The organism is Actinomycetospora sp. NBRC 106375 (genome assembly GCF_030269665.1).
Classification (GTDB): domain Bacteria; phylum Actinomycetota; class Actinomycetes; order Mycobacteriales; family Pseudonocardiaceae; genus Actinomycetospora.
This window is the reverse complement of the sequence record NZ_BSTS01000001.1, coordinates 249,431-271,764: the sequence shown is the minus strand read 5'-3', so window position 1 is coordinate 271,764 and position 22,334 is coordinate 249,431. Positions and strand designations below refer to the sequence as shown.

The 22,334-nt window shown below is 74.3% G+C and carries 22 protein-coding genes; 14 read left to right on the top strand and 8 right to left on the bottom strand.

The genetic code is table 11. The features are described from left to right. The first annotated feature begins 30 nt into the window (after positions 1-30). From uvrC to QSK03_RS01275, 12 genes are all read left to right on the top strand, one after another. Positions 31-2,043, top strand: coding sequence for an excinuclease ABC subunit UvrC (gene uvrC / locus QSK03_RS01330; RefSeq protein ID WP_285648153.1), 2,013 nt, complete (start codon positions 31-33; stop codon positions 2,041-2,043). Next, positions 2,040-2,948, top strand: coding sequence for an RNase adapter RapZ (gene rapZ, locus QSK03_RS01325; protein ID WP_285648152.1), 909 nt, complete (start codon positions 2,040-2,042; stop codon positions 2,946-2,948). Before uvrC ends, rapZ begins: the two co-directional genes overlap by 4 nt. A 17-nt stretch (positions 2,949-2,965) precedes the next feature. Next, positions 2,966-4,045, top strand: a complete 1,080-nt coding sequence (locus QSK03_RS01320; RefSeq protein ID WP_285648574.1) for a gluconeogenesis factor YvcK family protein — start codon at positions 2,966-2,968, stop codon at positions 4,043-4,045. After that, complete coding sequence (whiA, locus tag QSK03_RS01315; protein WP_285648151.1) at positions 4,036-5,025, top strand: DNA-binding protein WhiA; 990 nt, start codon at positions 4,036-4,038, stop codon at positions 5,023-5,025. Before QSK03_RS01320 ends, whiA begins: the two co-directional genes overlap by 10 nt. A 150-nt stretch (positions 5,026-5,175) precedes the next feature. Then, on the top strand, positions 5,176-6,192 hold the full coding sequence (gene gap / locus QSK03_RS01310; RefSeq protein WP_285648150.1) for a type I glyceraldehyde-3-phosphate dehydrogenase: 1,017 nt from the start codon (positions 5,176-5,178) through the stop codon (positions 6,190-6,192). Next, positions 6,192-7,400 (top strand): phosphoglycerate kinase, encoded by a 1,209-nt coding sequence (locus QSK03_RS01305; RefSeq protein ID WP_285648149.1) that lies wholly within the window; start codon positions 6,192-6,194, stop codon positions 7,398-7,400. The genes gap and QSK03_RS01305 overlap by 1 nt, the downstream gene beginning before the upstream one ends. After that, on the top strand, positions 7,400-8,185 hold the full coding sequence (gene tpiA, locus QSK03_RS01300) for a triose-phosphate isomerase (RefSeq protein WP_285648148.1): 786 nt from the start codon (positions 7,400-7,402) through the stop codon (positions 8,183-8,185). Before QSK03_RS01305 ends, tpiA begins: the two co-directional genes overlap by 1 nt. Positions 8,186-8,340: 155 nt before the next feature. Beyond that, entirely contained in the window at positions 8,341-8,577 is a 237-nt protein-coding gene (gene secG, locus QSK03_RS01295) for a preprotein translocase subunit SecG (RefSeq protein ID WP_116707491.1), read from the top strand. 56 nt (positions 8,578-8,633) lie between these two features. Next, complete coding sequence (locus QSK03_RS01290) at positions 8,634-8,978, top strand: RNA polymerase-binding protein RbpA (protein ID WP_285648147.1); 345 nt, start codon at positions 8,634-8,636, stop codon at positions 8,976-8,978. 39 nt (positions 8,979-9,017) lie between these two features. Further along, positions 9,018-10,298, top strand: coding sequence for a TrpB-like pyridoxal phosphate-dependent enzyme (locus QSK03_RS01285; RefSeq protein ID WP_285648146.1), 1,281 nt, complete (start codon positions 9,018-9,020; stop codon positions 10,296-10,298). A 60-nt stretch (positions 10,299-10,358) separates the two neighbouring features. Then, on the top strand, positions 10,359-11,927 hold the full coding sequence (mdlC, locus tag QSK03_RS01280; RefSeq protein ID WP_285648145.1) for a benzoylformate decarboxylase: 1,569 nt from the start codon (positions 10,359-10,361) through the stop codon (positions 11,925-11,927). 5 nt (positions 11,928-11,932) lie between these two features. Further along, positions 11,933-12,913: an amidohydrolase family protein gene (locus QSK03_RS01275; RefSeq protein WP_285648144.1), complete on the top strand. Its 981-nt coding sequence runs from the start codon at positions 11,933-11,935 to the stop codon at positions 12,911-12,913. A 4-nt stretch (positions 12,914-12,917) separates the two neighbouring features. Here the strand turns inward: QSK03_RS01275 and QSK03_RS01270 are convergent, their stop codons facing one another. Both QSK03_RS01270 and QSK03_RS01265 read right to left on the bottom strand, forming a co-directional pair. Further along, positions 12,918-13,370, bottom strand: coding sequence for a universal stress protein (locus QSK03_RS01270; RefSeq protein WP_285648143.1), 453 nt, complete (start codon positions 13,368-13,370; stop codon positions 12,918-12,920). A 55-nt stretch (positions 13,371-13,425) separates the two neighbouring features. Next, positions 13,426-13,917 (bottom strand): Lrp/AsnC family transcriptional regulator, encoded by a 492-nt coding sequence (locus tag QSK03_RS01265; RefSeq protein WP_285648142.1) that lies wholly within the window; start codon positions 13,915-13,917, stop codon positions 13,426-13,428. Positions 13,918-14,002: 85 nt separating this feature from the next. Here QSK03_RS01265 and QSK03_RS01260 point away from each other — a divergent pair, with 85 nt between their 5' ends. Further along, positions 14,003-14,266, top strand: coding sequence for a hypothetical protein (locus tag QSK03_RS01260; protein WP_285648141.1), 264 nt, complete (start codon positions 14,003-14,005; stop codon positions 14,264-14,266). On the opposite strand, the gene yczR is transcribed toward QSK03_RS01260, so the two are convergent. Next, positions 14,250-15,785, bottom strand: a complete 1,536-nt coding sequence (gene yczR / locus QSK03_RS01255) for a MocR-like transcription factor YczR (RefSeq protein ID WP_285648140.1) — start codon at positions 15,783-15,785, stop codon at positions 14,250-14,252. The genes QSK03_RS01260 and yczR overlap by 17 nt on opposite strands. A 122-nt stretch (positions 15,786-15,907) precedes the next feature. On the opposite strand from yczR, the gene QSK03_RS01250 reads away from it, so the two are divergent. Then, the gene (locus QSK03_RS01250; RefSeq protein ID WP_285648139.1) at positions 15,908-16,186 is read left to right on the top strand and encodes a hypothetical protein; all 279 of its coding nucleotides are present in this window, start codon (positions 15,908-15,910) and stop codon (positions 16,184-16,186) included. Between the two features lie 33 nt (positions 16,187-16,219). Here QSK03_RS01250 and pgl read toward each other — a convergent pair whose 3' ends face one another. From pgl to tal, 5 genes are read right to left on the bottom strand one after another with little or no spacing between them, the layout of a single operon-like run. Next, entirely contained in the window at positions 16,220-16,990 is a 771-nt protein-coding gene (gene pgl, locus QSK03_RS01245; RefSeq protein ID WP_285648138.1) for a 6-phosphogluconolactonase, read from the bottom strand. Beyond that, positions 16,987-17,940, bottom strand: coding sequence for a glucose-6-phosphate dehydrogenase assembly protein OpcA (locus tag QSK03_RS01240; RefSeq protein ID WP_285648137.1), 954 nt, complete (start codon positions 17,938-17,940; stop codon positions 16,987-16,989). Before QSK03_RS01240 ends, pgl begins: the two co-directional genes overlap by 4 nt. 22 nt (positions 17,941-17,962) lie before the next feature. Further along, on the bottom strand, positions 17,963-19,525 hold the full coding sequence (gene zwf / locus QSK03_RS01235; RefSeq protein ID WP_285648136.1) for a glucose-6-phosphate dehydrogenase: 1,563 nt from the start codon (positions 19,523-19,525) through the stop codon (positions 17,963-17,965). Then, a complete protein-coding gene (locus QSK03_RS01230) occupies positions 19,522-21,207 on the bottom strand; it encodes a phosphoglucose isomerase-related protein (RefSeq protein WP_502872107.1) in 1,686 nt (561 codons plus the stop codon). Before QSK03_RS01230 ends, zwf begins: the two co-directional genes overlap by 4 nt. Then, positions 21,204-22,328 carry a transaldolase gene (tal, locus tag QSK03_RS01225; RefSeq protein WP_285648135.1) on the bottom strand — a complete coding sequence of 375 codons (1,125 nt, stop codon included), beginning with the start codon at positions 22,326-22,328 and terminating at the stop codon, positions 21,204-21,206. The genes QSK03_RS01230 and tal overlap by 4 nt, the downstream gene beginning before the upstream one ends. Between the last annotated feature and the right edge of the window lie 6 nt (positions 22,329-22,334).

Sequence of the window (22,334 nt, the reverse complement as noted above, 5' to 3'; positions counted from 1 at the left end):
CGGACGGACGCGCCTACGCTGGGGGTCATCATGGCCGACCCGCAGACGTACCGACCCGCGCCGGGGAGCATCCCGGAGGCGCCCGGCGTGTACCGGTTCTCCGACGAGAACGGCCGGGTCATCTACGTCGGCAAGGCCAAGAGCCTGCGGAGTCGGCTCAACTCCTACTTCGCCGACATCGCCGGGCTGCACCCGCGGACGCGGCGGATGGTGACGTCCGCTGCGGCAGTGCAGTGGACGGTGGTCCACACCGAGGTCGAGGCCCTCCAGCTCGAGTACAACTGGATCAAGGAGTACGACCCGCGGTTCAACGTCCGCTACCGCGACGACAAGACCTACCCGGTCCTCGCGGTGACGCTGAACGAGGAGTACCCGCAGCTGCGGGTCTACCGGGGGCCCCGGCGCAAGGGCGTCCGGTACTTCGGGCCCTACGCCCACGCCTGGGCGATCCGCGAGACGGTCAAGCTGCTCACGCGGGTGTTCCCGGCGCGCCAGTGCTCGGGCGGGGTGTTCAAGCGCCACGGCCAGATCGGGCGCCCCTGCATGCTCGGCTACATCGACAAGTGCGCGGCGCCCTGTGTCGGGCGTGTCAGCGCCGACGAGCACCGCCAGATCGTGCTCGACTTCTGCGACTTCCTCGCCGGCCACACCGACCAGCTCATCGGGCGCATCGAGAAGGACATGCAGGTCGCCGCGGCCGACATGGACTTCGAGAAGGCGGCCCGCCTGCGCGACGACGCCGGCGCGCTCAAGCGGGTGGTCGAGAAGCAGGCCGTCGTGCTCGGCGACGGCACCGACGCCGACGTCGTCGCCTTCGCGACCGACGAGCTCGAGGCCGCGGTCCAGGTGTTCCACGTCCGCGGCGGGCGCGTGCGGGGCCAGCGCGGCTGGGTGGTCGAGACCGAGGCCGACAGCGACGTGCCCGACCTCGTGGGCCAGTTCCTCGCCCAGTTCTACGGCGAGCAGGCCGCCCTCGCGGGCTCCGCGGACGACGCCGTGCAGCCGGTGCCGCGCGAGGTGCTGGTCCCGGCGATGCCCGAGGACGCGTCCGCGCTGACGCAGTGGCTCACCGCGCTGCGCGGGTCGCGGGTCTCGCTGCGCGTGGCCCAGCGCGGCGACAAGCGCACGCTCGCCGAGACCGTCGAGCGCAACGCGCGGGAGGAGCTCACCCGGCACAAGCTCCGGCGCGCCGGCGACCTCACCGCCCGCAGCGCGGCGCTCGAGGAGCTCCAGGAGCAGCTCGGGCTCGACACCGCGCCGCTGCGCATCGAGTGCACGGACGTCTCGCACGTCCAAGGGTCGGACGTGGTCGCGAGCCTCGTGGTCTTCGAGGACGGGCTGGCGAAGAAGGCCGACTACCGGCGCTACGCGATCCGCGGCGGCGCGGAGGGCGGCGACGTCGCGGCGATCGCCGAGGTCGTGCGCCGGCGGTTCGCCCGCTACCTCAAGGAGACCGAGCAGGAAGCGCCCGACCACACCGACACGGCGTGCGCGGGGGAGACCAGCGACGGGGCCCCGGCGTCGGGCGAGGTCGACCCCGCCGACGACGGCCCCCTGCCCGGCATCGACCCGACCACCGGGCGCCCCCGGAAGTTCGCCTACCCGCCGAACCTGCTGGTCGTCGACGGCGGCGCCCCGCAGGTCGCGGCGGCCGCGGAGGTGCTGAGCGAGCTCGGCATCACCGACGTCGCGGTCGTCGGGCTCGCCAAGCGCCTCGAGGAGGTGTGGCTCCCCGGCGAGGAGGACCCGGCGATCCTGCCGCGCCAGAGTGAGGCGCTCTACCTGCTCCAGCGCGTGCGCGACGAGGCGCACCGCTTCGCCATCACCTACCACCGCCAGAAGCGTTCGACGCGGATGACGACGTCGGCGCTCGACGGGGTGCCCGGGCTGGGCGAGGCCCGCCGCACCGCGTTGATCAAGCACTTCGGCTCGGTGAAGAAGCTGCGGGCGGCCACGGTCGAGCAGATCACCGAGGTGCCCGGGGTAGGCCGGCGCACCGCGGAGGCCGTCCTGGACGCCCTGGACGACGGGGGGAGCTCATGACGGGACGTGCGGAGGTGCCCCAGGTGGCCCCGCACCCGGGCGGGATCGAGGTCGCGATCGTCTCCGGCCTGTCCGGGGCGGGGCGCAGCACGGCGGCCAAGGTGCTCGAGGACCTCGGCTGGTTCGTGGTCGACAACCTGCCGCCCGAGCTGATCGAGACGATGGTCGACCTGGGCGCGCGGTCGTCCGGGCAGATCACCAGGATCGCCGTGGTCATGGACGTGCGCAGCCGCGCGTTCACCGCCGACCTGGGCGCGGTGATCAAGGAGCTGGACGCGCGCGGCCACCGCCCCCGGGTGCTGTTCCTCGACGCGTCCGACGCCGTGCTGATCCGCCGCTTCGAGGCGAACCGGCGCTCGCACCCGCTGCAGGGCGACGGCCGGCTCTCCGACGGCATCGCCGCCGAGCGCGAGCTGCTGGCCCCGCTGCACGACCAGGCCGACCTCGTGGTCGACACCTCGAACCGGTCGGTGCACCAGCTGCGCGGGGCGATCGAGAGCGCCTTCGCCGACTCCGTCAGCGAGGTCACCCACAACGTCACGGTCGTGTCGTTCGGCTACAAGCACGGCCTGCCGCCCGACGCCGACCTCGTGGTCGACATGCGCTTCCTGCCCAACCCGCACTGGATCCCCGAGCTGCGCGAGCACGACGGTCGCGAGGCCGAGGTCCGCGACTACGTGCTCTCGCAGGAGGGCGCCGAGGAGTTCCTCGACCGCTACCTGGGCCTGCTGCGCCTCGTGGGCGCGGGCTACCGCCGCGAGGGCAAGCGCTACCTGACCGTCGCCGTGGGGTGCACGGGCGGCAAGCACCGCAGCGTGGCCATCGCCGAAGAGCTCGCCCGCCGCATGTCCGGCGAGGACGACGTGCAGGTCACCGTGTCCCACCGCGACGTGGGGCGCGAGTGACGGGCCCGGAGCGGCCGCTGCGGGCCGTGGCCCTCGGCGGGGGCCACGGGCTGCACGCGACGCTCTCGGCGCTGCGGCGGCTCACCGACGACATCACCGCGATCGTCGTGGTCGCCGACGACGGCGGGTCGTCGGGACGGATCCGCCGCGAGCTGGACATCCTGCCGCCCGGGGACCTGCGCATGGCGCTCGGCGCGCTCGCCGGCCAGGAGCACCCGGGGCCGGAGAACACGCTGTGGCAGCGGGTCTTCGAGCACCGCTACGGCGGGCACGGCGCCCTCGCGGGCCACGCCGTCGGGAACCTCCTGCTCGCCGGCCTGCTCGAGGTTCTCGACGACCCGGTGGCCGCCCTCGACCAGGCGTGCGGCCTGCTCGGCGTGCGGGGGCGGGTGCTGCCGATGAGCCCGCACCCCGTCGACATCGAGGCCGACGTCACGGGCATCCGGGGCCCATCGGGCGGCGACAGCGCCGATCGGGGGGACCGCGACGTCGCCCACCGCATCCGCGGGCAGGTCGCCGTGGCGACGACGCCGGGACGGGTGCAGCAGGTGCGCCTCGACCCGCGGCGTCCCAAGGCGTGCCCCGAGGCGTGCGAGGCGCTGCGGGCCGCCGACGTCATCACCCTGGGGCCCGGCTCGTGGTTCTCCAGCGTCCTGCCCCACCTGCTCGTCCCCGAGCTGTTCGCCGCGCTCGCCGAGAGCGAGGCGCGCAAGGTGCTCGTGCTCAACCTCGAGCCACAGCCCGGCGAGACCGCGGGCTTCTCGCCCGAACAGCACCTCGAGGTGCTCGCCGCCCACGCGCCGCGGCTGCGCCTCGACACCGTCGTGGCCGACACCGTCGCCGTCCCCGAGCCCGACCTCCTGCGCCGCGGCGCGGAGGCGTTCGGCGCGGAGACCCTGCTCACCGCCGTCGGGGCCCCCGACGGCAGCCCCCGGCACGACCCCGAGGCTCTCGCCGAGGCGCTCGCCGAGGCCGCCCACCACCGTGTCCCGCTGCGCGATGCCGCGGCGCTGCACGGCCCGGCCGGCAACGGCGTGTCCGCCGCGGGAGCCGACCCCGCCCGCCCGCACCAGGAGGAGGACCGAAGGTGGCCATGACCGCAGCGGTCAAGGACGAGCTGAGCCGGCTCGCGGTGACGAAGACGTGCTGTCGACGCGCCGAGGTCGCCGCGCTGCTGCGCTTCGGCGGCGGCCTCCACATCGTCGGCGGCCGTGTCGTCGTCGAGGCCGAGCTCGACACGGGCGCCGGGGCGCGCCGCCTGCGCGGGGAGATCCACGATCTCTACGGGCACAACCCCGAGGTCCACGTCCTCTCCCAGGGCGGGCTGCGCAAGGGCACCCGCTACGTCGTGCGGGTCGCGACCGACGGCGACTCCCTGGCGCGCCAGACCGGGCTGCTCGACCCCCGGGGACGACCCGTGCGCGGGCTGCCGCCCCAGGTCGTCTCGGGCGGCGTGTGCGACGCGGAGGCCGCATGGCGCGGGGCGTTCCTCGCCCACGGCTCGCTCACCGAGCCCGGACGCAGCTCCGCGCTGGAGATCACGTGCCCGGGGATGGAGGCGGCGATGGCGCTGGTCGGCGCCGCCCGCCGGCTCGGCGTCGTCGCGAAGGCCCGCGAGGTCCGCGGCGCCGACCGCGTCGTGGTGCGCGACGGCGACGCGATCGGGGCGCTGCTGACGCGCCTCGGAGCGCACACCTCGGTGCTGGCCTGGGAGGAGCGCCGCATGCGCCGCGAGGTGCGCGCGACGGCCAACCGGCTCGCGAACTTCGACGACGCGAACCTGCGCCGGTCGGTGAAGGCGGCCGTGACGGCCTCCGCCCGGGTCAACCGCGCGCTGGAGCTGCTGGGCGACGAGGTCCCCGACCACCTGGTGCAGGCGGGGCGCCTGCGGGTGGAGCACGAGCAGGCGTCGCTGGAGGAGCTCGGCCAGCTCGCCGACCCGCCCATGACGAAGGACGCGGTGGCGGGGCGCATCCGCCGCCTGCTGGCCATGGCGGACAAGAAGGCCAAGGACATGCGCGTCCCGGACACGTCCTCGGTGGTCACCGAGGAGATGGCGGAGATGGCCGACCACTGATCCCCCGGCCCGCGAGCGGGGGAACGTGACCTCGTTCGCGGCGCCCGGAGAGCGGGGCCGGATTCGTTAGGGTGGCGCCCCGAGTGGGAACGCTGCCGACCGGCGCAGCGTGGCGACGATCCGTGAACCGGGAAGGCAGGGCGAGGCGCAGTGACGATCCGCATCGGGATCAACGGGTTCGGTCGCATCGGACGCAACGTGTTCCGGGCGCTGGAGAAGCAGCGCGCGGCGGGCACCGCGGACATCGAGGTGCTCGCGGTCAACGACATCACCGACAACAAGACGCTGGCGCACCTGCTGCGCTACGACTCCGTGCACGGTCGCTTCGACGGCACCGTCGAGCACACCGACGACGCGCTGATCGTCAACGGCGCCACGGTGAAGGCGTACGCGGAGAAGGACCCGGCGTCGCTGCCGTGGGGCGACCTCGGCGTCGACGTGGTCATCGAGTCGTCCGGGATCTTCACCGACGCCGACTCGGCCGGGAAGCACCTCAAGGCCGGCGCCAAGAAGGTCGTCATCTCCGCCCCGGCCAAGGGCGAGGACCTGACGGTCGTCATGGGCATCAACGACGGGTCGTACGACGGCAGCCAGAACATCCTCTCCAACGCCTCGTGCACCACCAACTGCGTGGCGCCGATGCTCAAGGTGCTCAATGACACCTTCGGCGTCGAGGCCGGCTTCATGTCGACGATCCACGCCTACACCGGCGACCAGCGCGTCCACGACGCCCCGCACAAGGACCTCCGCCGGGCCCGCGCCGCCGCGGTCAACATCATCCCCACCACCAGCGGCGCCGCCGAGGCCACCGCGCTGGCGCTGCCGGAGCTGCAGGGCAAGGTCACCGGCATGGCGTACCGGGTGCCGGTCAGCGACGGCTCCGTCACCGACCTCACCGCCACGCTGAGCAGCGACGCGACCGTCGAGTCGATCAACGCCGCCTTCCAGCAGGCCGCGGACGGCGAGCTGTCCGGCGTGCTGGTCTACACGGAGGACCCGATCGTCTCGACCGACATCGTCGGCGCGCCCGCGTCGTGCACGTTCGACGCCGGCATGACGAAGGTGCTCGGCACCCGGACCGTGAAGATCGTCGGCTGGTACGACAACGAGTGGGGCTACTCGAACCGCGTCGTCGACCTGACCACGCTCGTGGGCTCCAAGCTCTGATGAGGACGCTCGACGACCTCATCGCCGACGGGGTGGCGGACCGCTTCGTCCTGCTCCGGGCCGACCTCAACGTCCCGCACGACGGCTACACGATCACCGACGACGGCCGGATCCAGGCCGCGCTGCCGACGGTCCGGCGGCTCCGCGAAGCCGGGGCGAAGATCGTCGTCATGGCGCACCTCGGGCGCCCGGAGGGCGGCCCGCCGCCCGGGCGCGACCCGCTGGAGAGCCTCACGGCCGTCGCCGGACGGCTCGGCCAGCTGCTCGACGAGCGGGTCCACCTCGCCAAGGACGTCGTCGGCGACTCCGCCGAGGCGATGGTCGGGCGCCTCGGGCCCGGCGGCGTCGCCATGCTGGCCAACGTGCGCTGCGACGCGCGGGAGACCGGCTCGGCGCAGGAGCGCGAGGAGCTCGCCGGCGAGCTCGCGGCGCTCGTCCCGGGCGGCGCGTTCGTCTCGGACGGGTTCGGCGTCGTGCACCGCGAGCAGGCGTCGGTGGTCGAGGTGGCGCGCAGGCTCCCGGCCTACGGCGGCGACCTCGTCGCCCGCGAGACCGAGGTGCTGCGCCGCCTGGTCGGCGACCCCGACCGCCCGTACGTCGTGATCCTGGGCGGGTCGAAGGTCTCCGACAAGCTCGGCGTGCTGTCGAACCTCCTGCCCAAGGTCGACAAGCTGCTGGTCGGCGGGGCCATGTGCTTCACGTTCCTCGCCGCCCAGGGCCACGACGTGGGCGGCTCGAAGCTCGAGTCCGACCAGGTCGACACCTGCTCCGAGCTGCTGGGCAAGTACGCCGACACCCTCGTGCTCCCGTCCGACGTGGTGGTGGCGAGCGAGTTCGCCGAGAGCGCGGAGACGCGGACGGTGCCGGTGTCGGAGATGCCCGAGGGCTGGCTGGGTCTCGACGTCGGCCCGGAGACGGTGGCGGCGTTCGGCGCCGTGCTGGCCGACGCGGCGACGGTGTTCTGGAACGGGCCGATGGGCGTCTTCGAGATGGCCCCGTTCGCCGCCGGCACCACCGGTGTGGCCGAGGCCGTCGCGGACTCGCCGGCGTTCAGCGTCATCGGCGGCGGCGACTCGGCGGCCGCCATCCGCGCGGCGGGCCTCGACGAGGACCGCTTCGGCCACATCTCGACCGGCGGTGGGGCCTCGCTGGAGTTCCTCGAGGGCCACGTCCTGCCCGGCATCGCTGTCCTCGAGGAGTCCTCCTGATGGCCCGCAAGCCGCTCATCGCCGGCAACTGGAAGATGAACCTCACCCACCTCGAGGCCATCGGGGTGACCCAGAAGCTCGCCTTCGCGCTGCCCGGCAAGTACTACGACAAGGTCGACGTCGCGGTGCTCCCGCCGTTCACCGACCTGCGCAGCGTCCAGACGCTCGTCGACGCCGACTCGATGCCGATCACCTACGGCGGCCAGGACCTCTCCCCGGAGGACTCCGGAGCGTTCACCGGCGACGTGTCCGGGGTGATGCTGGCCAAGCTTGGCTGCACCTGGGTGGTCGTCGGGCACTCCGAGCGCCGCACCATCCACGGCGAGGACGACGCGCTGGTCAACCGCAAGGTGCACGCCGCCCTGCGCCACGGCCTCACGCCGATCCTGTGCCTGGGGGAGGGCGAGGAGGTCCGCGAGGAGGGCGGCCACGTGCCGCACTGCACCGGGCAGCTCGACGGCGCGCTCAAGGGCCTCTCGGCCGACGACGTCGCCAAGATCGTCATCGCCTACGAGCCCGTGTGGGCGATCGGCACGGGCAAGACCGCCGGTGTCGGCGACGCCCAGGAGGTGTGCCACGCGCTGCGCGAGCGCCTCCGCGAGGTGCACGGCGGCGACGTGGCGGACGGCGTCCGGATCCTCTACGGCGGCTCGGTGAAGGCCAACAACGTCGCCGACCTCGTGCGGTCCGACGACATCGACGGCGCGCTCGTCGGCGGGGCCAGCCTCGATCCCGAGGGGTTCGCCGAGCTCTGCGCCCTCGCCGCGGGCGGACCGCTGCCGTAGCGGGCCGCGGTCGCGACGCGCCAGACCGCTGGGTCGTGGCAGGGCTGTGACGAGGGACGGGTATCGTTCCCTCTACGCACCGATCCCGCACGGCGGGACGGTCAGAGCCCCGCCCGCCCGGGTGGGGTCGGCACCCGGAGGTCACGGACACCGACATGCGACTGTTCCTCGACATCCTGCTCATCGCGTCCAGCGTCCTGCTGGTGCTGCTGGTGCTGCTGCACCGCGGGCGCGGCGGCGGGCTGTCGTCGCTGTTCGGCGGCGGTGTCCAGTCGAGCCTCGCCGGGTCGAGCGTCGTGGAGAAGAACCTCGACCGGCTCACCCTGTTCGTGGGTGCCATCTGGCTGATCTCGATCGTCGGCACGGGGCTGCTCGTCAAGATCGAAGGTTGACGGGTGGCCCGGGTGCCGTGCGCCCGGCCGCCCCTGGACACGGAGGTACTCCGGCGATGGCGACTGGCAACGCGATCCGAGGCACCCGGGTGGGGTCGGGCCCCATGGGGGAGTCCGAGCGCGGCGAGAGCGCGGCGCGCACCGTGGTCTCCTTCTGGTGCTCCAACGGGCACGAGACCCGCCCGTCGTTCGCGATGGACGCCGAGATCCCCACGTCGTGGGACTGCCCCCGCTGCGGTCTGCCGGCCAACACCGACGAGAAGAACCCGCCGCCGGCGAAGCGCACCGAGCCCTACAAGACCCACCTCGCGTACGTGAAGGAGCGCCGCTCCGACGCCGACGGCGAGGCGCTGCTCGACGAGGCCCTGGCCAAGCTGCGCGCGCGCCGCGGCGAGAGCTGACACTTCACCCGCGGCGCCGACGCTGGGACGATCCCCGGCATGGCGGCCCCCACCGAAGTCACCGACACCCGCTTCTCGCTCCCGCAGTCCGCGCTGCCGACGGCGTGGTTCAACGTGGCACCCCACCTGGCGTCGCCGCTGGACCCGCCGCTGCACCCCGCGACGCGGGAGCCCGTCGGACCCGATGACCTGGCCCCGCTCTTCGCCCAGGAGCTGATCGGCCAGGAGATGTCGGGCGACCCCTGGATCGACATCCCCGGCGAGGTCCTCGACGTCCTGCGCCTCTGGAGGCCGACCCCGCTCGTGCGGGCCCGGCGCCTCGAGGCCGCGCTCGGCACCACGGCGCGCATCTACTTCAAGGACGAGTCGGTGTCGCCGGCCGGGTCGCACAAGCCGAACTCGGCGGTGCCCCAGGCGTTCTACAACGCCCAGGAGGGCATGACGCGCCTGTCCACCGAGACCGGGGCGGGCCAGTGGGGGACGGCACTCGCGTTCGCGTGCGCCCAGTACGACCTCGAGTGTGCGGTCTACATGGTGCGCAAGAGCTTCGAGCAGAAGCCCTACCGCAAGGTGATCATGGAGACGTGGGGCGGCACCGTCGTGCCGTCGCCGATCGACGAGCCCGGCCACCCCGGGTCGCTCGGCGCTGCGATCTCCGACGCCGTCCGGGACGCGGTGGGCCGCGACGACACCCACTACGCGCTCGGCTCGGTGCTCAACCACGTGCTCCTGCACCAGACGGTGATCGGTCTCGAGGCCCAGCAGCAGCTCGCGGCCGCGGGGGAGACCCGGCCCGACGTGGTCGTCGCCCCGTGCGGCGGCGGCTCGAACCTCGGCGGCGTGGCCCTGCCGTTCCTGCCCGACGCCTCGGTGCGCCTGCTCGCCGCCGAGCCGGCGTCCTGCCCGACCCTGACCCAGGGGCGGTACGAGTACGACTTCGGCGACACCGCAGGGTTCACGCCGCTGATGAACATGTACACGCTCGGCCACGACTTCGTGCCGCCCGGCATCCACGCCGGCGGGCTGCGCTACCACGGCGACTCGCCGATCATCTCCAAGCTGGTGCACGAGGGACGGATGGAGGCGGTCGCGCACCGCCAGCGTGCCGTCTTCGAGGCCAACGTGCTGTTCGCCCGCGTCGAGGGCAAGGTCCCGGCGCCCGAGGCCGGGCACGCCATCGCCTCGGTGATCCAGGAGGCGAACGACGCCACGGCCAAGGGCGAGGACCGCGTGATCCTCTTCAACTACTGCGGCCACGGCCTGCTCGACCTCTCCGCGTACGAGGAGTACCTCGCCGGCGACCTCGTCGACGAGCCGTAGGGGTTCCGGGCAGCGGGAGACGCCTCGCGTGCCGTCGGCGGCCGTGGTGGGCTCGGCGGTATGACCACCGTGCGCGAGGCGTCCCTGGCCGTGCTGCGCTCCCACGGCATCACGACGATCTTCGGCAATCCCGGCTCGACCGAGCTGCCGATGTTCCGCGACTTCCCCGACGACTTCCGCTACGTGCTGGGCCTGCAGGAGGGCGTCGCCGTCGGGATGGCCGACGGGTACGCGCAGGGCATGGGGCGGGCGGCGCTGGTCAACCTGCACTCCGCGGCCGGGGTCGGGCACGGCCTGGGCAACGTCTTCACGGCCTTCCGCAACCGCACGCCGCTGGTGCTCGTGGCCGGGCAGCAGGCGCGGTCGCTGCTCACCGGCGAACCGTTCCTCTTCGCCGAGCGCCCCGCCGAGTTCCCCGAGCCGTACGTGAAGTTCAGCCGGGAGCCCGCCCGCGCCGAGGACGTGCCCGCGGCGCTGGCCCGCGCGATCCACGTCGCCACGACGCCACCCTGCGGGCCGGTGCTGCTCTCGGTGCCGGTGGACGACTGGGACCGGCCGGCCGAGCCGGTGCCGCCGCACCGCGTGGCCGGATCGGTCGCCGGCGACCCGGACGTGCTCGCGGAGATCGCGGGTCGCCTGGCCGCCGCCCGCGCCCCCGCGCTCGTCGTCGGCGGCGAGGTCGACCGCGACGGGGCCTTCGGCGACGTCGTCGCGCTGGCCGAGCGCCACCGGGCGCGCGTGTACGTCGCGCCGATGTCCCCGCGCTGCGGCTTCCCCGAGACCCACCCGCTCTTCGGCGGCTTCCTGCCCGCCGCCCACGACGGCATCCGCGCGGCCCTGGACGGCCACGACCTCGCCCTCGTCCTGGGCTCGCCGGTCTTCCCGTTCCACACCGAGGGCGCGGCGCCCGGCGACACGTCCGTGCCCGACGCCACGGAGCTCGTCCAGCTCACCGAGGACCCCGCCCACGCGGCGTGGACGCCGGTCGGGACCTCGGTCGTCACCGGCCTGCGGCACGGGGTGCGGGCGCTGCTCGCCGGCCCGGTACCCGCCGACCGCGCCGCACCGGAGCCGCGCGAGCGGACCCCGCGCGTGGGCGCCGACGGGGACGTCATCACCGAGGAGCTCCTGCTCCAGACCCTCGCCGACCTGCGGGCGGCCGACGCGGTGGTCGTCGAGGAGGCCCCGGCCACCCGCGGCCCGATGCACGACCACCTGCCGTTCGACCGGCCGGCGAGCTTCTACACGTGCGCGAGCGGCGGCCTGGGCCACGGCCTGCCCGCGGCGGTCGGCATGGCGCTGGCGCGGTCGGAGGACGTCGTGGCGCTGATCGGGGACGGGTCGGCGATGTACGGGATCCCGGCGCTGTGGTCGGCGGCGCAGCTCGGCGTCCCGCTGACCGTCCTCATCGTGCACAACGCCCGCTACCGCGCCCTCGACCAGTTCGCCGAGCACTTCGGCATCACCAAGCCCGTGGGCACCGCCCTGCCCGGCCTCGACTTCGTCGCCCTCGCCGCGGGGCAGGGGGTCCCGGGCACGCGGGTCGAGCACCCGGGTGACCTGGAGAAGGCGCTGGCCGAGGCGCTGGCGTCGCCCGGCCCGGTGCTGCTCGACGTCCTCGTACGCTGACCGGCGTGCCGCTGATCGCGATCGAGGAGCACTGGGTCCTGCCCGGCGTCACCCGCGCCTGGAAGGCCCTCCCGCCCGGCCGGATCGACGAGAGCATCGCGTTCAACGAGCGCGGCGACCACCTCGCGCGCCTCGAGGACCTCGATGACGGCCGGCTCGCGGCGATGGACGCCCAGGGCATCGACCTCGCGGTGATCTCCCACGCGCCGCCGGGCACGCAGGGGCTCCCGGCGGCCGAGGCGGTGCCGCTCTGTCGCGAGGCCAACGACGCGGCCGCCGACGCCGTCGGCCGGCACCCGGCGCGGCTGCGGGCGCTGGCGACCCTCCCGCTGTCGGCGCCCGGGGCCGTCGCCGGCGAGCTCGAGAGGGCGGTGGGGCTCGGCCACGTCGGCGCGATGGTCCACGGCCGCAGCGGCGACCGGCACCTCGACGACCCCGTCCACGACGACCTGTTCGCGGCCGCCGCGGCGCTGCGCGTCCCCCTGTTCGTCCACCCGCAGATCCCGCCGGACGCGCTGCGCGACGTCGCCTACCGGGGCCTCGACCCGCTGACCGACCTCGGGCTCGCGACGTTCGGCTGGGGCTGGCACCTCGAGGCGGCGACGGCCGCGCTGCGGCTCGTCCTGCGGGGCACCTTCGACCGCCACCCCGACCTGCAGATCGTCCTGGGGCACTGGGGCGAGCTGCTGCTGTTCTGGCTCGACCGCGCCGACGGGCTGGCGCAGCTGCGCGGGCTGCCGCGGTCGGTCTCGGACTACGTGCGGTCGCACGTGCACGTCACGAGTTCCGGGATGTTCAACCCGGCCCTGCTCCGGCACGTCCTGTCCGTGACGACGCCGGACCGCCTCCTCTTCTCGACCGACTACCCGTTCCAGCAGCCGGGCGCGGCGGAGATCGCTGCCTTCCTGGGCGAGCTCGGATCGGACGCGGACCGGGAGGCGTTCTGCTCCGGGAACGCGCGGGCCCTGTTCGGGATCGGGACCTGACCGGTCACTCCCGGACGACCACCACGGTGCAGTCCGCGTGGATCACGGCGCTGAGGCCGACCGAGCCGATGACCCGGCTGGCGAGCCCGCCCCGCCCGCGGTGACCGACCACGAGGACGGCCGCACCCCGCGAGTGGTGGAGCAGGACGGTCGACGCCGGCCCCATGGCGATCTCGGTGGTGACCTCCGGGACGGCCTCGCCCCGGGCGCGTCGCGCGGACGAGACCTCCTCGACGACCGCGGCCACCTCGCGCGCCGCGGCGTCGTGCAGGACCCGGGCGTCCGGGGGCACGACGCCCTCTGCGGTGGTCCAGACGTCGGGACCGCCGTAGGCCAGCAGGGCCGTGACGGGCGCGCCCCGGCGGACGGCCTCGTCCATGGCGTACCCGAGGGCGGCCTTCGAACCGTCGCTGCCGTCGACCCCGACGACCACGGCACCCGGCGTGGGCTCGGACATCTCGCGCTCCTCCCGCCGCTGATCAGACACCGCGATCATGCCGCGCGGAGGGCGCTCAATCCACCGGGAGCATGTTCCGGGGCTCGACGGGCGTGGACTTGATGACCGACGTGACGGTCGACGCGTGCTCCTGCCAGCCCTCGAGGACACGGTCGAGGTCGGCGACGTCGCGCACCTGTACCCGCATGAGCAGGCAGTCCTCGCCGGTGATCTTGTGGCACTCGACGACCTCGGGCTGGCGGGCGGCGATCTGCTCGGCGATCTTCCCGTGCCCGAGGGCGGGGCGGACCCGCACCCAGGCGGCGATCGGGTAGCCCAGCGCGCCGGGGTCGATGTCGAGGCGGTACCCGCGGATGACGCCCGTGCGCTCGAGACGCTGCACCCGCTCGGTGACCGCCGGCGCGGACATCCCGATCCGCCGTCCCAGCGCCGACATGCTCTGCCGGGGGTCGTCGGCGAGCTCCGTGAGGATGCGCTGGTTGGTCTCGTCGAGCAGCTTGTCGTTCTCCAGGCGAGTGGCGCCCCTGGCTTCCGATACTGCAGTCATGTCGCCACTATCCCCGTGAGAACGCCATGGAGTCCAGGGCCAGCGCCTTCGAGAATTGTCCTCCGACGGACAACGGGCCGAGGAGATGGTCGAGATGGTGACGTTCTGGGGAGTGCTGCTGGTCGTGGGGTTCCTGGCGGTCGCGCGTTACGGCGTGGACTCGCGCGGTGAGGCGGATCCGACCGGGCGCGATCCCGCCTGGCCGGTGACCCGCCGCCCGCACACGCTGCGCGGCGACGCGGTGCTGTTCGCGGAGCTGGCGCACCGGGCGGCGGCGCACGGCCGGCTGTGGGCGGCCTACGACGCGAGCCTGCGCCCCTGGGAGAGGGACCTCACACGACGGTCGTGAGGGTCGGGGCGCCCGCGCCGAGGGTGTCCCACGCCTCGGCGAGCCGGGCGACGGCGTCGTCCAGCGCGTCGGGGGAGAGGGTGTAGGGCAGGCGCAGGTACTGCTCGAACGCCCCGCCGGTGCCGAAGCGGGGGCCGGCGGCCAGGTGGATGCCGGCCCGCGCCGCCGCCTCGACGAGGGCGCTGGAGCGCGGCACCCCGAGGTCGATCCAGAGGCTGAAGCCGCCCGGCGGCCGCGGTGTCCGCCACTCGGGCAGGGCACGGGCGAGGGCGTCGCGGAGGTGCTCCCGGCGGTGCACCAGCACGCGCCTGCTCTCGGCGATGATCTCGTCGAGACGGTCGAACAGCGCGACGGCGACGAGCTGCTCGAGCACCGGGGTCGAGATGTCGTCCGAGGCCCGGGCTCCCGCGATGCGCCGCAGGAGCGTCCGCGGGGCGCGCATCCAGCCGATGCGCAGCCCGCCCCACACGGTCTTCGACAGCGACCCGGTGGTGATGACGGGGGTGCCGCCCCCGACCGACCAGGCCCCGAGCGGCGGCGGGGTGGGGGCGTCGAGCCACATCTCGCGCAGGCAGTCGTCGACGACGAGGGGGACGCCGTGCCGGGCCGCCGCGGCCACGACGGCTGCGCGGGTCTCGGCGCTCATGACGGCGCCGGTGGGGTTCTGGTGGTCGGGCACCAGGTAGCCGACCGCGGGGGTCGAGGCCCGCATCGCCGCGGCGATCGCCTCGACGTCCCAGCCCGGCGTGCCGTCGTGCTCCGTCATCGCCACGGGCACCGGTCGCGCCGAGGTGTGGCGCACGAGGTCGATGGCGCCGGGGTAGGTCGGCTGCTCGAGCAGGACCCGGTCGCCCGGGCGGACGAGGGCGCGCGCGACGAGCGCGTGCGCGTGCTGCGCCCCGGCGGTGATCATGATCTCGTCGGCGGTGGTGCGCAGGCCCTGGGCGCTCAGGCGTGCGGCGACGGCCTCGCGCAGGGCGGGCAGGCCGAGGACGTCGTAGCCGCTGCCGGCGAGGTGCATCGGCAGCTCGGCGAGCGCGCGGGCACCGGCCTCGGCCATCGCCTCCATCGGCGCCCAGGGGGCGGCGTGGGCGAGGTCGATGACCTCGCGGCCCCAGGCCTGCGCGGGCGGGGCGCCCATGGCCCCGATCGGGGCGAAGGGCGCGAACCCGGTGGCGCCGACGTGCAGGGCGCCGTCCAGCGGGGCCGGGGCGGCGTCGGTCCTGCTCACCGGGGCGGACGGCTGGGAGGTCCACGTGCCCGACCCGCGCCGGCGGACCAGGTAGCCGCCCTCGCGGAGCTCCTCGTAGGCGGCCGCCACCGTGCCGCGGCCGACGTCCAGGGCGGTCGCGAGCTCGCGCTCGCTCGGGACCCGGGTGCCGACGGCCAGGCGGCCGTCGGCGAGCAGCGCGGAGATGCGGGCGGCCAGCGCCGCTTGGGCGCTGGTGCCCGCGCCGGCGCCCTCGCGCCAGCCGCGGAGCAGGCGCGCGAGGCTCCCGGCGCCGAGGTGCTCGTCCATGCCCGGCATTCTGCCACTTCTGCCAGTTCGGGTGCCACTTCCGGCGAAGTGGCCCTGGCAGAGCCTGCCACTGGGGGCCACTGTGGAGGGCAGCAACCAGCCACTCCCGGAAGGAGAGTCCGATGATCCTCACCATCGTCCTGCTCGGCGCCCTCGCCGCCGGCCTCGCCCTCGTCGTCCGCTACGGCGCGGACTCTCGCGGCACCGGCGACCCGACGGGCCGCGACGCCGCGTGGCCCTCGACCCCGACCCGGGAGCACACGCCCCGCGAGGACGTCGCCCTCGTCCGGGCCGTGCTCGCCCGCGCCGCCGCACAGGTCCGGTGCTGGCAGCTCTTCGAGAGCTCGCTGCGCCCCTGGGACGCGCCGACGGCGGTGCGAACGGGGAGTTCGCGCGCGTAGAAGCAGCGAACAAGGCGTTCGCTGCGGAAGGCGCTAAGCCAGGTCCCGCGCGGCGTCCTCGTCGAGCAGCCACAGCGTCCGCTCGGTGCCGCGCAGTCCGGCGAGGGGGACGTCGACCTCGGAGGCGCCGGCGTGGGCACGGGCGAGCACCTCGGCCTTGCCCGCGCCGGTGGCCACCAGCCACACCTCGCGGGCCGCGCGGGCCGCGGGGAGCGTCAGGCTCACGCGGGTCGGCGGCGGCTTGGGGCAGTCGCGCACCCCGACGACGCCGGCGTCGGCCGCGTGGACCGCGGGGGAGTCGGGGAAGACCGACAGCACGTGGCCCTCGGGCCCGCAGCCGGCCAGCAGCACGTCGAACGCGGGGATCGCCGCGCCCGACCCGGCCCGCGACGCCGCCGCCGAGAGGATCTTGGCGTAGGCGTCGGCCGCGAGGTCGGGGTCGCCGCCACCGGCGTCCTCGGGCGCGTCGGACGACGCCATGGGGTGCACGCGGGCGGGGTCGAGCGGCAGCGCGTCCAGCAGGGCCTCGCGGGCCTGGGCGTCGTTGCGCTCGGCGTCCCCGGCGGGGACGAAGCGCTCGTCGCCCCAGAAGACCTCGACCGATCCCCAGTCGACGGCGTCACGCCGTGCGGACGACGCGACGGCACGCAGCATCGCGATGCCGACCCCGCCGCCGGTCAGCACCACCGAGGCCGAGCCCCGCGCGGCCTGCGCCGCCGACAGCGCGGTGAGCAGTCGCTCGCCCGCGTCGGTGGCGGTGGTGTCGGTGTCGGGGTGGACGACCACGTCCGGGCCCGTGCTCATGCGCTCACCTTCTTCGTCGCGCGCCCGCGTCCCGTCGGCATCGCGTCGAGCGCCTCGGCGAAGATGTCGTCCGGGTCCAGCCGGCGCAATTCCTCGGCGAGACACTCCCGGGTGGTCCGCCGGGACAGCGCGACGCGCCGGTCCGGCTGCCCGGGCTGCGAGAGCACGGCGCTCTTCGCGTCGACACGGCGCAGCTCCACCGGTCCGCCCGGACGGTCGAGGCGCACCGCGGCGATCTGCCCGCCCTCGCCGCCGGGCACGTCGGCGCTCCTGCGGGTGACGGGGCAGTGCAGGCGCGACGACAGCCAGCCCGCGAGCAGGTCGGTCGACGCGGAGTCGGCCGCGCCCGACACCGACGCCGCCGTGATGCGCTCGTGCGGCGGCTGGTCGAGCGCCGCCGTGAGCAGCGCACGCCAGCTGGTGATGCGGCTCCACGCGAGATCGGTGTCGCCCGGGTGGTAGCGCTGGCGCAGCTTGCCGATCGCCTTCGCCGGCGACTTCGCCGACGACGCGTCGGTGATCCGCCGCCCGGCCACGCTGCCCACCGGGTCCTCGGCCGGGCTCGTCGGCGCCTCGCCGGGCCACCACGCCACGATCGGCGCGTCGGGCAGCAGCAGCGGCACCACGATCGCCCCGCCCTGGTCGGCGAGCGGACCGTACATGCGCAGCACGATGACCTCGCTGGCCCCGGCGTCGCCGCCGATGCGGATCTGCGCGTCGAGGCGCGAGGCCGCCCGCTTCACCCCGCGCGCGAGGACGAGCACGCGGCACGGGTGCTCGCGGCTGGCGTCGTTGGCGGCCTGGATGGCGGCCTCGGCCTCCGGCCCGTCCTCGGTGATGATCAGCAGCGTGAGCACGCGCCCGAGCGCCACGGCCCCGGCGCTCTCGCGCAGGTCGACCATCGTGCGGTTGACCGCCGACGTGTCCGTCGACGGCAGGTCCACGATCACGGTGAAGCCCTTTCTCGGGGGATCAGGGCCGGCGCCACTGGCGGCCGGTGCGCTCGAGCAGCACGTCGGCCGACCGCGGGCCCCACGTCCCGGCCGGATAGCTGTCGGGGGAGCCCTCGCGGTGCCACTTGTCGATCACCGGGTCGAGGATCCTCCACGACAGCTCGACCTCGGTGTTGGTGGGGAAGAGCGACGGCTCGCCGAGCAGGACGTCGAGCAGCAGGCGTTCGTAGGCCTCGGGGGAGGCCTCGGTGAACGCCGTGCCGTAGCCGAAGTCCATCGTGACGTCCCGTACCTCCATGCCCGAGCCCGGCACCTTCGACCCGAACCGCAGGGTGACGCCCTCGTCCGGCTGCACGCGGACGACCAGCGCGTTCTGGCCGAGCTCCTCGGTCATGGTCTGGTCGAACGGCAGGTGCGGGGCGCGCTTGAAGACCACCGCGATCTCGGTGACGCGGCGACCCAGCCGCTTGCCGGTGCGCAGGTAGAACGGCACCCCGGCCCACCGGCGCGTGTTGACGTCGCACGTGATCGCCGCGTAGGTCTCGGTGACCGAGTCGGGCGGGAAACCCTCCTCCTGCTGGAGGCCCTTGACCTCGCTCGACCCCTGCCAGCCGGCGCCGTACTGGCCGCGGGCGGTGGTCTCGTCGAGCGGCTCGGCGAGCGTCGTCGCCGACAGGACCTTGATCTTCTCCTCGCGCAGGTCGTGCGGCGAGAAGGAGACCGGCTCCTCCATCGCCGTCAGCGCGAGCAGCTGCAGCAGGTGGTTCTGGATGACGTCGCGGGCGGCGCCGATCCCGTCGTAGTAGCCCGCGCGCCCGCCCACGCCGATGTCCTCGGCCATCGTGATCTGCACGTGGTCGACGTGGTGGGCGTTCCAGATCGGCTCGAACAGCTCGTTGGCGAACCGCAGGGCGAGCAGGTTCTGGACGGTCTCTTTGCCGAGGTAGTGGTCGATGCGGAAGACCGCGTCCTCGGGGAAGACGTCGTTGACGATGCCGTTGAGCTCGCGCGCCGAGCGCAGGTCGTGGCCGAAGGGCTTCTCGATGACGACGCGGCGCCACACGTCGCCCTCGTCGTCGGCGAGACCCGACCGGGAGAGCTGCTTGCACACCGTCGGGAACGCGGACGGCGGGATCGACAGGTAGAACGCGTGGTTGCCGTTCGTGCCGCGCTCGGCGTCCAGCTCGGCGACGCACGCGGCCAGGCGGTCGAAGGCCTCGTCGTCGTCGAAGGTGCCCTGCACGAAGCGCAGCCCCTCGGCGAGGCGGTCCCAGACCTCCTGCCGGAACGGGGTGCGGGAGTGCTCGCGGACGGCGTCGTGGACGACCTCGGCGAAGTCCTCGTCCTCCCAGTCGCGCCGCGCGAACCCGACCAGCGCGAAGCCCGGCGGCAGGAGCCCGCGGTTGGCCAGGTCGTAGATCGCGGGCATGAGCTTCTTGCGCGCCAGGTCGCCCGTGACGCCGAAGAGCACCAGGCCCGAGGGCCCGGCGATGCGCGGCAGGCGCTTGTCGCGCGCGTCGCGCAGCGGGTTGGTCCAGTCCCCGTAGGTGTCGCGGTGCGTGTGCCCCGACGATGGGGTCACCGACTCACCTCCCGGACGGCGTTCGCGAGCGCCACCAGTCCCGCCGCCCTGTCGGCCAGGTGCAGGCGCAGGACGGGGCGCGCGGTGCCGCCGTTCTTCGGCGCGGCGAGCACGCCCGCGTCGCCGCGCGCCTGGGCGTGCTCGAGCGTGCCGAACGAGAACGGCTGCCCCGGGATGGCGAGGTCGTCGGCCACCGAGCCCGTGATCTGCAGGAACACGCCGTTCTGGTGCCCGCCCTTGTGGTACTGGCCCGTGGAGTGCAGGAAGCGCGGCCCCCAGCCGAAGGTCGTCTGCAGCCCGGTGGCCGTGGCGAGCTCCGGGCGCAGGGTCGCGAACGACGCGTCGTCGAGCCGGTCGAGGTAGGCCTGCACGGCGATGTAGCCGCCGTCCGGGGCCGCGTTCACCAGCGCCTGGATCGCGTCGATCACCGTGTCGGGCCGGCCGAGCCAGCTCGCGTCGCCCGCGGCGCGGATCTCGATGACGCCGTCGGTGGCGATGGGGGAGTCGTCGGCCGCGGCGTCGGAGGACCCGTCCGACGCGGCCGCGAGCAGGTCGCGGGTGGCCTGCTTCGCCGATTCGACGTCGGGCTGGTCGAACGGGTTGATCCCGATGAGGCGCCCGGCCAGCGCGACCGCGGTCTCCCACAGCAGGAACTGCCCGCCCAGGGTGCCGGTGACCACCACCTGCGCCGCCGAATCCGCGGGCCCGACCGCGACCGCGGTGGCGTCGCCGCGGTGGTCGGCGAAGCCCGGCGCGTCGGGGCCCTCGACGACCACTGGGAGCAGGCCGGTGCCCTGCTTCCCGGTGGACTCGGCGATCAGCTGCTCGGCCCAGTTGCCGAAGCCGACGAGCCCGGAGCCGGTGTCGGCGAGCACCACCTTCTCGGCGCCCGCGTTGTGGGCGGCGGCCATCGCGGCCGCCAGCACGACGGCAGGGTTGTCCGCGCTGTCGCGCCCGAGCTCCGGAGCCGCGGCGGCGGCCTCGTCGAGCAGCTCGGCGATGTCGACGCCGGCCAGCGCGGAGGGCACGAGCCCGAACGCCGTCAGCGCCGAGTACCGCCCGCCGACACCCGGGTCGGCCTCGACGAGGGCGCGGTAGCCCTCGTCGCGGGCGAGGTCGCCGAGCTTCGTGCCCGGGTCGGTCACGACGACCATGCGGGACGCCGCGTCGATGCCGTTGGCCTCGAAGACCTGGGCGAACACCCGGCGCTGGCTGTCGGTCTCGACGGTGCCGCCGGACTTCGACGACACGACGAGCACCGTGCGGGTCAGGTCGCCCGCGAGCGCGTCCGAGACCTGCATCGGGTCGGTCGTGTCGAGCACGACGAGCGGGAACTCGCCGCCCACCGCCCCGCCCGAGCGCGTCGCGCAGATGACCTCGGGAGCCAGCGACGAGCCGCCCATGCCGGCGAGCACGACGCGGTCGACGCCGTCCTCGTGCAGCGACCGGCGCAGCGACGCGAGCTCGTCGACCAGCGGGCGGGACGTCTCGTGCAGGCTCACCCAGTCCAGGCGCTTGCTGGCCTCGGGCTCGGCGTCCGGACCCCACAGGGTGGCGTCCTTCGCCGCGAGCTTGGACGCGGCGCCGTCACCGACGAGCTTCTCGACCAGGGCCTCCGACGCGTCGGCGAGGCCCCGGTCGACGACACGGACCGCGATGGGGTCACTGCTGCCGGCGCTCACTGCTGCTCCGGGCTGCGGCGCGACAGCTGGTCGGAGACGGTCGTGGTCAGCTCGGACCAGGAGTCGTCGAACTTCTTGACGCCCTCGTCCTCGAGTACCTGGTAGACGTCGTCGACGTCGACACCGACGTGGGCGAGCCCGGCGAACACCTCGCGGGCGGCGTCCTCGGTCCCGGTGATGGCGTCGCCGTGCAGGGTGCCGTGGTCGGCGAAGGCCCGCAGGGTCGCCTCCGGCATCGTGTTGACCGTGTTCGGCGCGGCCAGCTCGGTGACGTAGAGCGTGTCCGGGTAGGCCTTGTTCTTCACGCCGGTCGAGGCCCACAGCGGGCGCTGCGGCTTGGCGCCTGCGCCCTTGAGCGCCGCCCAGCGCTCGGTGCCGAACACCTCGAGGAACGCGGCGTAGGCCAGCCGCGCGTTGGCGATGGCCGCGGTACCGCGCAGGTTCAGCGCGGCGTCGGTGCCGATCTTCTCGAGCCGCTTGTCGACCTCGCTGTCCACGCGGGAGACGAAGAACGACGCGACGGAGGCCATCGGGGCGAGGTCGTGCCCGTTCGCGCGGGCCTGCTCGAGCCCGGCGAGGAAGGCGTCCATCACCTGGCGGTAGCGGTCGACCGAGAAGATCAGCGTGACGTTGACGCTGATGCCCTCCGCGAGCGTCCGCGTGATCGCCGGGATGCCCTCCGGGGTCGCCGGAATCTTGATCATCAGGTTGGGCCGGTCGACCGTCTTCCAGAGGTCGACGGCCTCGGCGACCGTGGCCTCGGTGTCGTGGGCCTTGCCCGGGTCGACCTCGAGGGACACGCGCCCGTCGACGCCGTCGGTCCGCTGCCAGACGCCGCGGAACACGTCGCACGCGCGCCGCACGTCACCGGTGGTGAGCTCCCGGATCGCGTCCTCGACCGAGGTGCCGCGGGCGGCGAGCCCGTCGAGGTCCTCGGCGTAGTGGTCCGCGTCGGCGAAGGCGCTCGCGAAGATCGTCGGGTTGCTGGTGACGCCGACGACCTCGTCCTCCTCGATGAGCGAGGCGAGGTTGCCGGACTCGATGCGCTGGCGCGACAGGTCGTCGAGCCAGATCGAGACGCCGGCGGCGGAGAGGTCGGCGAGGGGGGTGTTGGTGGCCATGAGGGT